17 protein-coding genes are annotated in these 13937 nt (G+C 58.4%); 13 read left to right on the top strand and 4 right to left on the bottom strand.

Annotated features, from left to right (window positions below; genetic code table 11):
* Position 1 precedes the first annotated feature (1 nt).
* The 9 genes from pstC (at position 2) to HMPREF9463_RS06730 (ending at position 7080) form a co-directional block, all read left to right on the top strand.
* The gene (gene pstC, locus HMPREF9463_RS06690; protein ID WP_052044128.1) at positions 2-925 is read left to right on the top strand and encodes a phosphate ABC transporter permease subunit PstC; all 924 of its coding nucleotides are present in this window, start codon (positions 2-4) and stop codon (positions 923-925) included.
* Between the two features lie 3 nt (positions 926-928).
* Positions 929-1834: a phosphate ABC transporter permease PstA gene (pstA, locus tag HMPREF9463_RS06695; protein WP_052044129.1), complete on the top strand. Its 906-nt coding sequence runs from the start codon at positions 929-931 to the stop codon at positions 1832-1834.
* 12 nt (positions 1835-1846) lie between these two features.
* Entirely contained in the window at positions 1847-2650 is an 804-nt protein-coding gene (pstB, locus tag HMPREF9463_RS06700; RefSeq protein WP_035137966.1) for a phosphate ABC transporter ATP-binding protein PstB, read from the top strand.
* 92 nt (positions 2651-2742) lie between these two features.
* Positions 2743-3600: a phosphate signaling complex PhoU family protein gene (locus HMPREF9463_RS06705; protein WP_035137967.1), complete on the top strand. Its 858-nt coding sequence runs from the start codon at positions 2743-2745 to the stop codon at positions 3598-3600.
* A gap of 120 nt (positions 3601-3720) precedes the next feature.
* Positions 3721-4458 (top strand): YggS family pyridoxal phosphate-dependent enzyme, encoded by a 738-nt coding sequence (locus tag HMPREF9463_RS06710; RefSeq protein ID WP_035137969.1) that lies wholly within the window; start codon positions 3721-3723, stop codon positions 4456-4458.
* Between the two features lie 60 nt (positions 4459-4518).
* Positions 4519-5244: a cell division protein SepF gene (locus HMPREF9463_RS06715; protein WP_035137970.1), complete on the top strand. Its 726-nt coding sequence runs from the start codon at positions 4519-4521 to the stop codon at positions 5242-5244.
* Between the two features lie 57 nt (positions 5245-5301).
* A complete protein-coding gene (locus HMPREF9463_RS06720; protein ID WP_255360343.1) occupies positions 5302-5547 on the top strand; it encodes a YggT family protein in 246 nt (81 codons plus the stop codon).
* Between the two features lie 62 nt (positions 5548-5609).
* Positions 5610-6287, top strand: a complete 678-nt coding sequence (locus HMPREF9463_RS06725) for a DivIVA domain-containing protein (RefSeq protein WP_035137975.1) — start codon at positions 5610-5612, stop codon at positions 6285-6287.
* 367 nt (positions 6288-6654) lie between these two features.
* Complete coding sequence (locus HMPREF9463_RS06730) at positions 6655-7080, top strand: hypothetical protein (RefSeq protein ID WP_148334197.1); 426 nt, start codon at positions 6655-6657, stop codon at positions 7078-7080.
* 178 nt (positions 7081-7258) lie between these two features.
* Here the strand turns inward: HMPREF9463_RS06730 and HMPREF9463_RS06735 are convergent, their stop codons facing one another.
* The 3 genes from HMPREF9463_RS06735 to HMPREF9463_RS06745 all read right to left on the bottom strand — a co-directional run bounded on the left by HMPREF9463_RS06735 (position 7259) and on the right by HMPREF9463_RS06745 (position 9811).
* Positions 7259-7789: a nitroreductase family protein gene (locus tag HMPREF9463_RS06735; RefSeq protein WP_035137978.1), complete on the bottom strand. Its 531-nt coding sequence runs from the start codon at positions 7787-7789 to the stop codon at positions 7259-7261.
* 281 nt (positions 7790-8070) lie between these two features.
* Positions 8071-8694, bottom strand: a complete 624-nt coding sequence (locus tag HMPREF9463_RS06740; RefSeq protein ID WP_035137980.1) for a DUF47 domain-containing protein — start codon at positions 8692-8694, stop codon at positions 8071-8073.
* A 67-nt stretch (positions 8695-8761) separates the two neighbouring features.
* Positions 8762-9811: an inorganic phosphate transporter gene (locus HMPREF9463_RS06745; RefSeq protein WP_006234237.1), complete on the bottom strand. Its 1050-nt coding sequence runs from the start codon at positions 9809-9811 to the stop codon at positions 8762-8764.
* A gap of 250 nt (positions 9812-10061) precedes the next feature.
* Here HMPREF9463_RS06745 and HMPREF9463_RS06750 point away from each other — a divergent pair, with 250 nt between their 5' ends.
* From HMPREF9463_RS06750 to HMPREF9463_RS06765, 4 genes are all read left to right on the top strand, one after another.
* A complete protein-coding gene (locus tag HMPREF9463_RS06750) occupies positions 10062-10400 on the top strand; it encodes a hypothetical protein (RefSeq protein WP_035137981.1) in 339 nt (112 codons plus the stop codon).
* 83 nt (positions 10401-10483) lie between these two features.
* Positions 10484-11179 (top strand): Bax inhibitor-1 family protein, encoded by a 696-nt coding sequence (locus HMPREF9463_RS06755; protein WP_035137983.1) that lies wholly within the window; start codon positions 10484-10486, stop codon positions 11177-11179.
* Between the two features lie 138 nt (positions 11180-11317).
* Positions 11318-12451, top strand: a complete 1134-nt coding sequence (locus tag HMPREF9463_RS06760) for a TIGR02452 family protein (protein ID WP_035137984.1) — start codon at positions 11318-11320, stop codon at positions 12449-12451.
* Positions 12452-12529: 78 nt separating this feature from the next.
* On the top strand, positions 12530-13189 hold the full coding sequence (locus HMPREF9463_RS06765) for an SGNH/GDSL hydrolase family protein (protein ID WP_035137985.1): 660 nt from the start codon (positions 12530-12532) through the stop codon (positions 13187-13189).
* Positions 13190-13528: 339 nt separating this feature from the next.
* On the opposite strand, the gene HMPREF9463_RS06770 is transcribed toward HMPREF9463_RS06765, so the two are convergent.
* Positions 13529-13937: IS3 family transposase (locus HMPREF9463_RS06770; protein WP_035137986.1), on the bottom strand; the 409-nt coding region annotated here is incomplete at its 5' end.

The following is a 13937-nucleotide window of genomic DNA, read 5'->3' on the forward strand; positions in this document are numbered from 1 at the left end:
CGTGGAAGCACAGGAAACCCCCCAGATTGAGCAGGAGGCTCAGGCGTCCAAAAAGCGTGAGTTGGCGCTGGTGTCACGCAGCACCTATCTCAAGGAGAAGGCGCTGCAGTGGATCTTCTTTGCTTGCGCGTTCTTGGCGGTCGTCACCGTCATCCTGATTTTTGTCTTTACCACGTACTCGGCGCTGCCCGTCTTTACCGACATCGGCCTGGCGGACTTCTTTAGCTTTACGTGGGCGCCCTCCGAGGGTCACTACGGCATTATGTCGCTGCTGGCGGGCTCTGGTCTGGTGACGGTCGGTGCGCTCGCCATGGGCGTGCCCCTGGGTGTGGGTACGGCCGTGTATCTGGTCGAGATTGCCAGCAAGCGCGTGCGCAGGCTCATCAGTCCCGCCGTCGACCTGCTGGCGGGCATCCCCTCCATCATCTACGGTTTCTTTGGCATGGTCATCATCCGTCCGTTTATCGCGCAGCTGACCGGCGGTCTTGGCTTTGGCGCGCTGACGGCGTGGTTCGTACTCGCCATCATGATTGTTCCCACCATCACCACGCTCACAATCGACGCCCTCAATTCCATTCCCATGGGCATTCGCGAGGCGTCCTATGCCATGGGCGCCACCAAGTGGCAGACCATCTACAAGGTCGTGCTTCCTGCAGCCAAGCTGGGCATTGTCGATGCAATTGTCTTGGGTATGGGGCGTGCGATCGGTGAGACCATGGCCGTGCTCATGGTCGTGGGCAACGCCCCGGTCATCCCGGACAGCATCTCGAGCCCCATCTCGACGCTCACGAGTCAGATCGCGCTCGACATGAGTTATTCCTCGGGCCTGCATCGCTCGGCTCTGTTTGGCATGGGCGTTGTCTTGTTTATCATTTCCGCTGCACTGGTGGGTATCGTCCGCCTGATTTCCAAGAAGAGGGGGTAGGCTATGTCCGATTCCGTTGACACGACGGTCGATACGACCTCGTCGCGCGAACGCATCAAGCGCGCCCTTTCCCATGGCAAGAAGGGCCGCATCAACAAGGACCTCTCCAACAGGATCATGCTCGGCGTGTTTCGCGCCGCGGCGTATATCACCACGCTGGTGTTGATCGCCATCATCGCCTACGTGGTCATCAACGGCCTGCCGCATATCTCGCTCGACTTTATCTTTGGCTGGCCGCAGGGCGTAAACGCCGAGGGCGGCATCTGGCCCACGATCGTCTCGACCATCTACGTGACGGCGCTCGCCATGCTCATCTGCACGCCGGTTGCCGTCTTGGCTGCGGTCTATCTGGCCGAATACGCCAAACAGGGCAAGGTCGTCGACATCATTCGCTATGCTGCCGATGCCCTGGCCTCGGTGCCTTCCATCGTTATGGGCCTCTTTGGCTACGCCTTGTTTGTCGAGGCTATGGGGCTGGGCCTTTCGATGGTCTCGGCCGCCCTGGCGCTGGCGCTTCTGATGCTGCCCATCGTCATGCGCACCACCGAGGAGGCAATCCGCGCCGTTCCACGCTATATTCGTTGGGGCGCATATGGCTTGGGCGCCACCAAGTGGCAGGTCGTCTCCAAGATCGTGCTTCCTTCGGCCTTTGGCCGCATCGCCACCGGCATCGTCCTTGCCATCGGCCGCGCCATCGGCGAGACCGCCGTGGTGCTCTACACCATGGGTCAGGCCATCAACCTGCCTATATCGCCGCTCGATTCCGGTCGTCCCATGACCGTTCATCTCTATTTGCTTGCCAACGACGGCATCAACATGAACGCAGCCTACGGCACCGCGCTTTTGCTGATGGCGATTATTCTGGCCTTCAACCTGTTTGCGCGTTATCTGTCGCGCAAGCGCCGCTAGTTAAGGAGTCCCATGTCCGTCTATCAGTCCGCTCCCACGCCGGAGCAAGCGGCCATCACGGCCAAGGATTTCAACTTTTGGTACGGTGACTTTCATGCGCTGACGGGGCTCGACCTCAACATCGCCAAAAACGCCATCACCTCGTTTATCGGCCCTTCGGGCTGTGGCAAATCGACGTTTTTGCGCTGCATCAACCGTATGAACGACCTTATCGAGGGCACTCGTGTCGAGGGCACCATGACGCTCGACGGCAACGATATCTATGCCGAGGGCGTCGACCCGGTCGACCTTCGCCGTCGCGTGGGCATGATTTTTCAGCAGCCCAACCCGTTCCCCAAATCCATCTACGAGAATGTCGCTTTTGGCCCTCGTCTGCAGGGCGTGACTAGCAAAAGCGACCTCGACGACATCGTGGAAGAATCGCTCAAGCGTGCCAACCTCTGGAAAGAGGTATCCAATCAGCTCAACAAGGATGGTTTGGCGCTCTCGGGCGGTCAGCAGCAGCGTCTGTGCATCGCGCGTGTGCTTGCGGTTCAGCCCGATGTCCTGCTGATGGACGAGCCCTGCTCCGCCATCGACCCCACGTCCGTCTCTAAGGTCGAGGATCTGATGGCCGAGCTGGCGCCCGAAATGACGATCATCATCGTCACGCATTCTATGCAGCAGGCGGCTCGTATCAGCGACTACACCGCATTTTTCTTGCAGGAAGTTGCCGGTGAGCCCGCCACGCTCATCGAGTATGGTCAAACCGACGCGATCTTCACCAGCCCGGTAGATTCGCGGACGGAAGACTATATCACCGGCCGCTTTGGCTGATCGGTGCGACTAGTCCCAAGCCGATCGGACCTGGTCCGGTGCGTATTCACTGTGCGGGCGGCATGACCGCACCCAACTGATTGGAGTGAACCATGCGCAAACTGTTTTCCCGTCAGCTCGTCGAGGCCCGTCACGAGATGCTGAGCATCTACGAGGCCGTTGATCTTGCCCTTCACGACGCCGTGAAGGCCTATGTGACCGACGACCGCAAGCTCGCCACCAAGACCAAGAAGCGCACGCTTTCGATCGATGCTCGCTGCGCCAACTTGGAGGCCGTGTGCTACAACCTGATCGCTACGCAGTCGCCGGTCGCCTCCGACTTCCGTTTGCTGCAGACGATTATCTACGTCGACTTTAACCTGCAGCGCATGACCGATAAGGTTCGCCAGATCTGCCGCGCCACGCGTCACATGGTCAAGGCCGATATCTCACTGCCCCAGGAGCTCGTCGGTACGGTTGAGGCCGAGGCCGAGGCCGTGTACCAGGTGCTGGGCTCGTCGCTGTCCGCGCTCGTCACTAACGACATGTCCATCATCTGCAACCTGGCCGTCGAGGACGAGCCGGTGCATGCGGCGTACGAGAGGTTCTTCCGCACCTTTAATCGCATGGATACGGGCGATTTTATGGACGACGACAGCAACTATGACGATCTGCGTCGCGCCATCATGGTTTCGCGCTACCTCGATCGCATCGCCTCGATTTCCATCGATGCCGCCTGCCGTCTGACCTTCCTTTTGACCGGCCAGCGTATGACTGCCGGCGATATCGCCCGTACGGACGAGGACGAGCTCGAGAGCATGCGCGTGCCTTCGGGCGAGGGCGTCATCATGAGGCCTGCCGTGGATGCACGCTTTGTTGCCAAGGTGCCCGCTAACGAGGTGAGCGAGGGACTTCGCTACCTGTTGGATCATCTTGAGGACGAGGATGATGGTGAGGACGACGAGGAGTAGGGTAGCCTCGTTCGTTGAGAGATTGTAAATACCTAAGGGAGCGCGGCCTTGCGGATGCGGGGCCGCGCTCTTGCGCTAGCATGGGACTACTTGTTGTGCTGTTAGCGGAGGCGATTGGCAATGGATAACTATTTGAATGTAATGCGCGCTCGCCGCGAGCAGATACTCGAGCGTTTCTATGCCGCGCTCGATCGCGCTGGGAGGCCCCGCGATGCCGCGCGTTTGATTGCCGTGTCCAAGACCGTCGGCGTCGATGAAACCATCGCGGCCATCCAGGTGGGGTATCGCCATTTTGCCGAGAACCGCCCGCAAGAACTCGTCCGCAAGCTCACAGGTCTGGCGGAGCATCCGGAGCTGCCCGAGGTGCGCTTCGACATGATTGGCAACCTTCAGACCAACAAGATTAACGCGGTGTTGGGCTCCGCCGAGCTGATTCATTCGGTTGGTTCGCTTCATTTGGCGCAGGCGATCTCGAGCCGTGCCATTCGCAAGATCGAAGCTGGCGAGCTCGCCGCCCCCCAGCAGGTGCTGATCGAGGTTAACGTAAGCGGCGAGGAGTCCAAGGGCGGTTTTTCGCCCGATGAGATTCGTGGCGCTGCCGGCGAGCTTGCGGAACTTGAGGGAATTTGTGTGCAGGGCCTTATGACTATGGCCCCTCGGGGGAACAAGGATGTGGCGCTTCGCACCTTTGCCGGGCTGCGAGAGCTGAGGAATGAGCTGGAGGCGGCGCATCCCGATCTGAGCCTGCCCGAGCTTTCTTGCGGCATGAGCGAGGACTTTGAGCCTGCCCTTGAGGAGGGCTCTACGCTCGTTCGCCTGGGCAGGGTAGTATTTAGCCCGGAGTTTGCAGTAAAATAGGGCTCTGAAGTGCGCACTGGTTTACAGAGCGCCTGCACTAAACCGTGAGAGGACACAACCATGGGCTTCCTTGACGAGATTAAAAATAAGATGCACCTGGGCGGCCAGCAGGGTTACGACCAGGGCTATGACCAGGATGACGACTACGGCTACGATGACGGCTACGACGATGGCTATCAGAACAACGGTTACAGCGGCGCCTCGGGCGAGGGCTTCTATACCCAGGACGAGCCGAGTAACGGCCTGCTGGGCCAGACGCGCCGCGGTGAGGCCGAGTCTGTAGCGGTGTACACGCGCTCCGGCCAGCTGGTCGGCGATGACTCCCGTCATGCAACAACGTACAATCCGCCGTCGCGTTCTCAGGATAGTATCGCGGGCGGCTATCGTCCCGGCGCTTACGACACGCCGTCGAGCTATGCCGAGAGCGCTCGCGCTCGCGCCGCGGCACCTGCGCCCGCTCCTGCGCCGAGCGACGCCTCGGCCTATGCGAGCAACATCATTAACGCCACGCCGCAGCTGCCTGCCTATGTTCTGCGTCCCGAGAGCTATGACGATGTCGAGACCGTTGTCCGCCGTGTGCGCACCAAGCAGCCCGTTGCGCTGATTTTTGTTGGCGTTCGCACCGAGGTCGCCAAGCGTGTCCTGGACTTTAGCTATGGCTTTGCCTGCGGCCTGGGCGCTACGGTCAAAGATGTGGGCGATCGCGTGTTTATGGTGCTGCCCGCCGGCTGCGAGGTCAAGGATTCGGACCTCAAGAAGCTGCGCGCCGACGGCTACCTTAAGTAAACCCAAGACGAGGAGATTCCCATCAACATCTACACCATTGTTCAGCTGGTCAACACGCTGTTCAACTTCTACTCCACGCTCATTGTGGTCTATTGCTTTATGACGTGGATTCCCATGAAGCAGGGCGGCCTGCTGCAGGATATCGCCGCGGTGCTCGATAGCGTCTGCGGTCCGTGGCTCAACTTGTTTCGTCGGTTTATTCCGCCGATGGGTGGCGTTGATTTTTCGCCGGTCGTTGCAATTATTGCGTTGCAGTTGGTGCAGAGGCTGATTCTGCAGCTTCTTATAGGTATACTCGTATAGAACTGGCTCAGTAACTCATGTCGGGCGCCCAGCGCCGAGGCGATGAAAAAGGAGAACTTGTTATGGCTATTACCCCTGCTGACATCCAGGCTCAGACTTTCTCTGAGGCCAAGCGCGGCTATGATCCCGCCGAGGTCGACGTCTTTTTGGAGACGCTGTCCTCCGAGGTTGACGCTATGCTTGCCAAGATTGTCGATCTTAAGGGTCGTCTGACTGCCACCGAGCAGCAGCTTGCTGACACGCAGGCTCAGCTTGCCCAGGCTCAGGACGCTGCCGCTCAGGCCGTTCCCGCCGCTCCTGTGGCCGCTCCCGCACCCGACTTCTCCGCTCAGGAGCGCCAGATCTCCGCTGCGCTGATCGCTGCCCAGCAGACCGCCGAGGGCATCGTCAACGACGCTAACGAGAACGCTGAGCGCATCCGCAATGAAGCCGACGCCAAGGCCCGCGAGGTCATCCGTCAGGCCCTGACCGAGAAGCAGGCCGAGCTCGAGGAGATCGACCGTCTGAAGGCTTCCCGTGAGGAGTTCAAGGCCGAGTACCTCAAGCTCATCCAGCACTTTATGGACGATGCCCAGAATTCCTTCCCCGCTGATCTTATGGCCTCCACGCCGGTCGGTTCTGCCGCTTCTCCTGCGGTGACCGTTCCCGCCGCCGAGCCGCTGCCTGTCGCTGATCCGGTTGTCCCCGTGGCTGACCCCTTCGCTCCGATCGACAACTTTGCCGCCGACGACCTGGACTAGCGCCAGAGCTACAATCTCGTGCCCTTAAGAGGAGCTCGCACCTGCGGGCTCCTTTTTATTAGATTTTTGGGACATGCCTTAATTCCTACCATTTATCAAATTAAGAATATCGTGCTCTTCGGAACGCCTGCCAGGGACTTAATTTGCATGAGAGATAAGCCAATACATTTCACTGAAGGCGAAAGCTCTCACAATTATTGACCAATTTGGATATGTCCAAAATTCATATTACGTATACGGATAAAATCATATATAGGATCTCTCAAGTAACCTAAGTAACCGAACCGGGGCAGAAAGGTGTGCAAACAAGCCGCGACGAACAGCTTCTTCCGCATTTCCTTAGGCAAGCGAAAAGAGGGATGGCATGATGGCCAAGAGCTACGTAAAGATTGTAATTGTTGTTCTTGCAGTTGGTCTTGCAATGGTGCTATGTGCATCATTTGCGAGGTATAGGTCCGAGCAGTCGTTCATCGATGGCGCTGAAAATGGGTTTGGCATAGACGGGATGTATGCCAGCGATGATGCAATCGGGCCGTCTATGGCGATTCTTGCGGGCGAAGATATGGAATGGCAAATCTGTAATGCCGATGGCTCTTGCATGAATGGTCGTTTGGCTGCAACAAGCGATCCGAATTCGTTCGATCTTCTCGACAATGATGGAGCGGATTGCGGTTCTGTTCACCTGTCATATGCATCGCGAGATGGGATGGACGGCATTCTTTATGTCTCTCACAAGATTGGCGATTTCAAGATGCGCAGGACTAATCGCGTGCCGGCTTTTATCGAGGAATGATGTTTACCGGGTTAGTCGCCCACGGCTCGGCCATCTATTCGTGAAAGCTGTTCCATTTGCATTCCAATGGGGAGGCGCGATCGCCCTTAGCGCGAAATAGCCGAGCTCTGCGCGCGATAGGGCAGAACTCGGCGAAGGGCGCGTGGTAAAAGGTAGGTTTTAGGGCATGTACTAAAACCTATTTGAGGAGGAAGTCGGAGAGGGGAATGGTACGGGCCTCGCGATGCTCGGGGTCGGCGATGTGGTCGGCAGGATAGCCACAGACGAGCATGTGATAGGGATAAACGCCCTCGGGCAGGTTGAATTGCTCACGGGCTAACTCGGGCTTAAAATGGCACACCCAGCACGTTCCCAGACCCTGATCCTCGGCCTCCATCATCATCTGATCGCAGACAATCGATGTATCGATGGCACTGGAGTTCATCTGGTCATAGGGACGCACCCAAGCGTCGTCGGTAACACTGCAAATGAGGAAGATGAGCGGAGCGCCAAAGATGGACCCATCACGAGCAAACCGGGGCTGACAAGCAGCTGCCTTCTCCAGAAGCTCAGGCGTATCCAACACCATCACACGGGCTGGATGATTATTACAAGCAGAAGGAGCAATACGCCCAGCCTCAACAATGGCATCCACCACAGCCTGCTCCACAGCCCGAGCCTCAAACAAACGACAAGAATACCGACCCCGAGCCAAATCCAAATAATTCATAACCAAGCCCTCCAAATTCAACGAATCAATCCAAAGTAAACCAAAAGGTACCCAAAGCCCCATCCAGCCAAACGTTTAAGGCTGTCCCAAAGTTTCCAATCGGGTCCCAAGGCCCTGCCAACAAAAGCTCCATCGCTTTCAAAGTATCAGCCAAAGTTCCCAATGGTGGTACGTAAGGGAGCGGGCCCGACCACTAATACCTTTTGAACGACTCTGCTTGCAGCCGGAGTGAAAAAGGTATTAGTGGTCGGGCCCGCGACCGGTGCGACATGTATCCCCAATTAACTGTTCTTCATGACAATCGAATCCACGACATCGGCCACATTCTCGCAGCAGTCGGCGCAGTACTCCAGGAAGGCATACACGTCACGCCAGGCGATGACCTCGAGCGGATCCTTGCCGTTGACGTGCAGGTTGCGCATGGCGTTGATGTAGAGCTCGTCGGCCTCGGACTCGATGGTGTTGATCTGGATGACGAGCTCGCGCAGGGTCTTGGACTTGCGGTAGTTGGGCAGCTCGACCATCAGGTCCTTCATGGCGCGGCAGGCATCGGTAACCTTGTGAGCGATGACGATGGCATCGGGGTGGATGCTCTGGATGTTGGTGAAGTAGACGCGCTGCACGACGCCCTCGATACGATCGAGCACGGTGTCGAGCGAGCAGCTCATCAGATCAAGATCCTCGCGCTCAAGCGGGGTGATAAAGGCAGTGAGCAAGGCATCCTCGAGCTCATGGTGCTTCTTGTCGGCCGCATGCTCAATCGCATGCATCTCCTCGAGCATGTCGTGGATCTGCGCGGGGTCAAAGTTCTCAAAAATCTTGATGAGCAACTCTGCGGCCTGGACGGCAAGATCGGCGCAGGCGACGTAGTTGTCAAAGTAGAACGAATCGGGTTTCTTTGCCATGGGTGGGTCCTTTCGAGGCGAAGACGGGTGGGCGAGGTATTGCGGTCCGGATGGACACTCGGTGTGGCTAGAGGAACATCATGAACAGCTTGGCCATGACAAAGCTGATGAGTCCGCAGGCGGGGAAGGTGAAGAACCACGTGAACATCATGTCCTTGACCACGCCGAAGTTGATGGCCGAAAGGCGCTTGACGGCACCGACGCCCATGATGGCGCAGGTCTTGATGTGGGTGGAGGACACGGGGATGCCGGTAAGGGTGGCAAGCAGCAGGTTTGCGGCGCCCGCCAGGTCGGCGGAGAAGCCCTGGTACTTTTCGAGCTTGACCATGCTCTGGCCGACGGACTTGATGATGCGCTCGCCGCCCACGCTGGTGCCGATACCCATAGTGGCCGAGCACAGCAGCATAATCCAGATGGGGATGCCTGCATCGCCGACGCTCGTCTGGCCGCTGGCAAAGGCCACGCCTAAAAAGAGCACGCCGATGAACTTCTGTCCATCCTGCGCGCCGTGCATAAAGCTCATGGCCGCAGCGCTCGCGATCTGAGCGTATTTAAAGAAGACATTGGCACGTCGCCTGTTGGCGGCGGCGAAAAGAATCGAGACGAGCTTGCACAGGACCCAGCCCATGACAAAGCCCAGGCCGATGGAGAGCGCCAGGCCGTAGATGACCTTCATCCACTCGTGGACGTTGACGCTGCTCGCGCCACCGAGGGCGATGGCGGCACCGGTCAGGCCGGCGATAAGGCTGTGGCTTTGCGAGGTGGGGATGCCAAAACGCGACGCTGTGGCGCCGTAGACGACGATGGAGAACAGCGCCGCGCATAGGCAGGCGAGCGCCATGGTGCTGTTTCCGCCAAAGTCGACGATATGTGAGATGGTGTTGGCGACGCTCGCGTTAAAGTGCGTCATGATGAGCACGCCGAGGAAGTTGAATGCGGCGCTCATGAGAATGGCGGCGCGGGCGGGCATGCAACGCGTAGTGACGCAGGTCGCGATGGCGTTGGGCGCGTCGGTCCATCCATTGACGAAGATGGCGCCCAACGCGAGGATCACGGTGACGGCAAGGACTGGGTTCGACACAATTTGGCCGAGGAAGGTTGAGAACGTTACGTCCATATATGGGCTTTCTCGAAGTTTGCAGACACGTTACAAAAACATGATAAATCGTATCACCTCCTGCGGGTCTCTTTACCGAGTTCTGATGGGAGAAGTGAACTTTTTGGCACTAAAATTGAATATTAGCCCTGTTGACCGCGGGTGTTCTTTTTGCTAACACGCCATGCGGACACGTGCGATTACTACGACACTCCAAAACCACAGTCTGTTCGCTTTACAACATGCAAACATGCGTTCGATAATAGGAGGCATGGAATATCGACAGACAGACGGCAAAACTCGGCGCGTACACAAGCAGTATGTGGACGTCGTGGCTCGCATCCTCGCGGGCGGACAAGTCGTGCCGGTCACCGTCTGCTGGGTCGACGGACGTTGTTTTACGATTGACGAGATTGTCTCGTCCACCGGTTTTGGCCTGACGGTCCACGGCATCCGTACGGCGACTTATAAGGTTCGTTTTGGCGGGCATGCGACCGAACTGTATCTGGAAGAACAGGCGCGCGAGCGACCGGATGGCTCGCAGGCTCATCTGATGCGTTGGTGGGTGTGGGCATTCGACCGTACACTCGAGAGTGAACGCCGCAGGTAAGAGTGCGCGGCATTCGGGTACAATGGCAGGAATCTTGTCATCTGCTGTGCCGTCTTTCACGGCACTTTTTGAAAGGACGAAGTATGAACGATATCCAGGGCTATCAGAACGGCCCCATCGAAACCGGCGCAAGCCGTGCCAAGGAGATGTCGCCGCGCGCGTACAACCTTGTCATGTCTGCCCTGATCTTTTTGGGCTTTTGCGCCATGGGCGCCGGTGCTTACTTTACGAGCACCATGTCGTTTGCGCGCATGATGATGAGCGGCGCCGCTTTGCCGCTGGTCTTTGGCTCGTTTATTTTGACCATCGTCGGCATCGTCATGATGTCGGCTGCTGCCAGCAAACAGTCCGTGGGCCTGTCGCTCGTGGGTTACGTGGTCTTTGCGAGCACCTTTGGCCTGACGGCATCGTTTGGCCTTGCCAACTACGACCTGCCCACCATCAACACCGCCTTTATCGCCACCGCTGCCATTACCTTTGTCTTTGGCGCGCTGGGCGTGACCTTCCCCAAGTTCTTCCAGCGTGTGTACGGCATTGGTTTTGGCATCCTGCTTGCCACGATTCTGGTCGAGATCGTGCTGATGTTTATGGGCGTCTCGCAGACCATCACCGACCTGATCGTGATCGTGGTGTTCGCCGGCTTTATTGGCTACGACACCTATGTGGCCACGACAGTGCCGCCCACGCTGCCCAACGCCGTGCTCATGGCATCCAACCTGTTCGTGGACATCATCAACGTGTTCCTGCGCATTCTGAACATCCTTGGTCGTCGCGACTAGTGCCAAATTGCAGCGGTGCTTGCCGCGCACGCAATTCGACGCGAAAGGCGGTCCTTTGGGGCCGTCTTTTTTGTACGCGGCGGGGTATCATTGATGGGAAAAGCCGATAGCGGCAGAGACCGAGAAAGGTGACCACTTATGGCAGACGTCGACAACAGGAACCGTAACCGCAGGCCCAATCGCGCGGGGCAGCCCAATCCCAAGCGCGAGGCGCGTGCTAAGGCCGCTGAGCGCCATGTGGCGGCTGTGTCCGAGGCCTGCGCCAAGGACATTGAGCGCTCGCTTGCCGGCGTGTGCGAGTTCGATGGTATGCCTGCCGGATTTGTCGCGGCGATAAAGGCCAAGGCCCAAGCGGTCGACGCTGCCGAGGAACAGGTTGCCGAGGAGTCTGAGGCCGCCGAGGTCGAGACCGCTGAGGTTGCGTCCGCCGAGACTGAGGTTACGGCCGAGCCTGCACCCGCAGAGGAGGCTGCGGAGGCCGAGTCCGCGCCTGCTGCCGAAAAGCCCGCTCCGGTCCTGCCCGAGGTCACCGTGCTCGACGCCTCTGCCACGCAGGCCATTCTGGATAACGGCCGAGGCTACGCGCAGTTCTGTGACATGGCCGTGCTCGCCTTTGCCTCGTTTACCAATCCGGGCGGTGGCTACATCCAGGGCTATCTGGGTCAGGAGGCCACGCTCTGTGCTGATTCGTACCTGTACAACGTGCTCGATAAGCAGCGTAAATGGTATGGCGAGAACCGTCGCCGCAACATCAACTGCGAGCTTTACCGCAACCGTGCGCTGGTGGTGCCTGCAGTGCGCTTCGACCGAAACCACGTGCATGCGTATGCCGATGTAATCGTTGCTGCAGCGCCCAACGCCAAGCGCGCCCGCCAGGAGTATCGCGTGGGTGACGATGCCCTGCTGGACGCCCTGCGCGACCGTATCCGCTTTGTCCTTGCCATCTGCGATGAGCTGGGTCGCGAGAAGCTCGTGCTGGGTGCTTGGGGCTGCGACAACAACGGCTTTGACGCTGAGGCCGTGGCTGAGCTCTTCCGCAAGGAGCTTGCGTCGGGCGACTTTAAGGTCAAGCAGGTCTTCTTTGCCGTGCCCTCTACACGCTGGGACGAGGACTTTGCCAAGTTCGGGCACGTGCTGGCAAACTTCCCCGATCGCAACGAGGAGTCCTATGCCCAGGTTGCCGCTCGCGCTGCGGCTGCTCGCGCCGCCGAGCAAGCCCAGGCTGCCGCCGAGGACGATGAGGACGATGATGATTGGCGCAAGTATCTGTAATCGGCGCACGTGATGTGATATGCCAAGCCGACGGGAGGGATCGCCCCCGTCGGCTTTTTACTGAATGGGGAGCTCAAGATGAAAAACGTTCTGTGCTTTGGTGACAGCAACACCTATGGCTATGATCCGGCGGGTATGCGCGACGGCACAGCAGTGCGCTATGCGCAGGATGTGCGCTGGTGCGGTGTGGTGCAGCGTGACCTGGGTGAGGGTTGGCATGTGATTGAGGAAGGTCTAAATGGTCGCACGACGGTGCACGACGACATGTGCCATCTGGACACCAACCTCAACGGCATTCGCGCGCTGCCGATGCTGCTCGAAGCTCATAAGCCGCTGGACGCCATTGTGATCATGCTGGGCACCAACGACTGTAAGACGGTCTTTAACGTGACGGCTTCCGATATCGCCCGCGGTGCCATGGCGCTGATCCGTGCCGTCCGCGCGTTTCCGTGGACCGACGCTGCGCCCTGCCCGTGCATTCTGCTGATGGCGCCTATCAAGATTAAGCCGCAGATCGCCGACGTATATATGACCGATTTTGACGAGCATTCCGTAGAAGCCTCGGAACATTTTGGTGAGTACTACGCGCATGTGGCTGAGCAGTTTGGCTGCGACTTTTTGAATGCCGCCGACTTTGCCGAGCCGGGCGATATCGACTATCTGCACATGATGCCCGAAAGCCACGAGAGCTTGGGACATGCCGTGGCAGCCAAGCTCCAAGAGATGCTCGGTGAGTAGCGCGGACTAAAGCAGTACAAAAGTTCCCCTTGCGATGGCTTGTTTCGTTGGTTTGTCTTGATCTGTAACAGTTGTAAGGCCGAAAACGGGCTAGATGTTACAGATTGAGTTTATCTAGGTCGATATCGGTCGTTTGTCTCGATCTGTAACATCTAGGGTCGATTTTGCTGAGTTACTGTTACAGATCGAGATTATCTCCTGAGCGGAATTTGAATGTCTCAATCTGTAACAGGTGGGCCGAAAAATGGACTCTAACTGTTACAGATCGAGATGTTTGTGGGAACCACCGCAAAGGTGCTGTTGAACTGCGCCCCGAAACTTGGACTGAACAAATAGCGACTACGCCGCAAGGGCCCGGTTCCGGAACTCCTCCGGCGTCAGGCCCTTCAATCTTACCTGCCTGCGCCGCGTGTTCCAATGGTCTATGTACTCCTCCAGGTCGCGCTTGAAGTCCCCGAAGCTGCCCCACTCCCTGCCGCGGTAGAACTCGTCCTTCACGTGGCCGAAGAGCTGCTCGGTGGCGGCGTTGTCGATGCAGTTCCCCTTGCGCGACATGCTCTGGGTGATGCCCGCCCCCTCCAGCCTGGAGGCGTAGGACTCGTGCTGGTACTGCCAGCCCATGTCCGAGTGCATGGTCGGCGCCGCCCCGTCGGGCAGGGCCTCGAGGAGCCGGTCGAGCATCCTGTGCTGCTGGGCGAGGTCCGGCGAGGTCGATATGTCGCTCGCCACGATCTCCTTCGTGCAGAAG

Origin of the sequence: Collinsella sp. 4_8_47FAA, from assembly GCF_000763055.1 — a bacterium.
Lineage (GTDB): Bacteria > Actinomycetota > Coriobacteriia > Coriobacteriales > Coriobacteriaceae > Collinsella.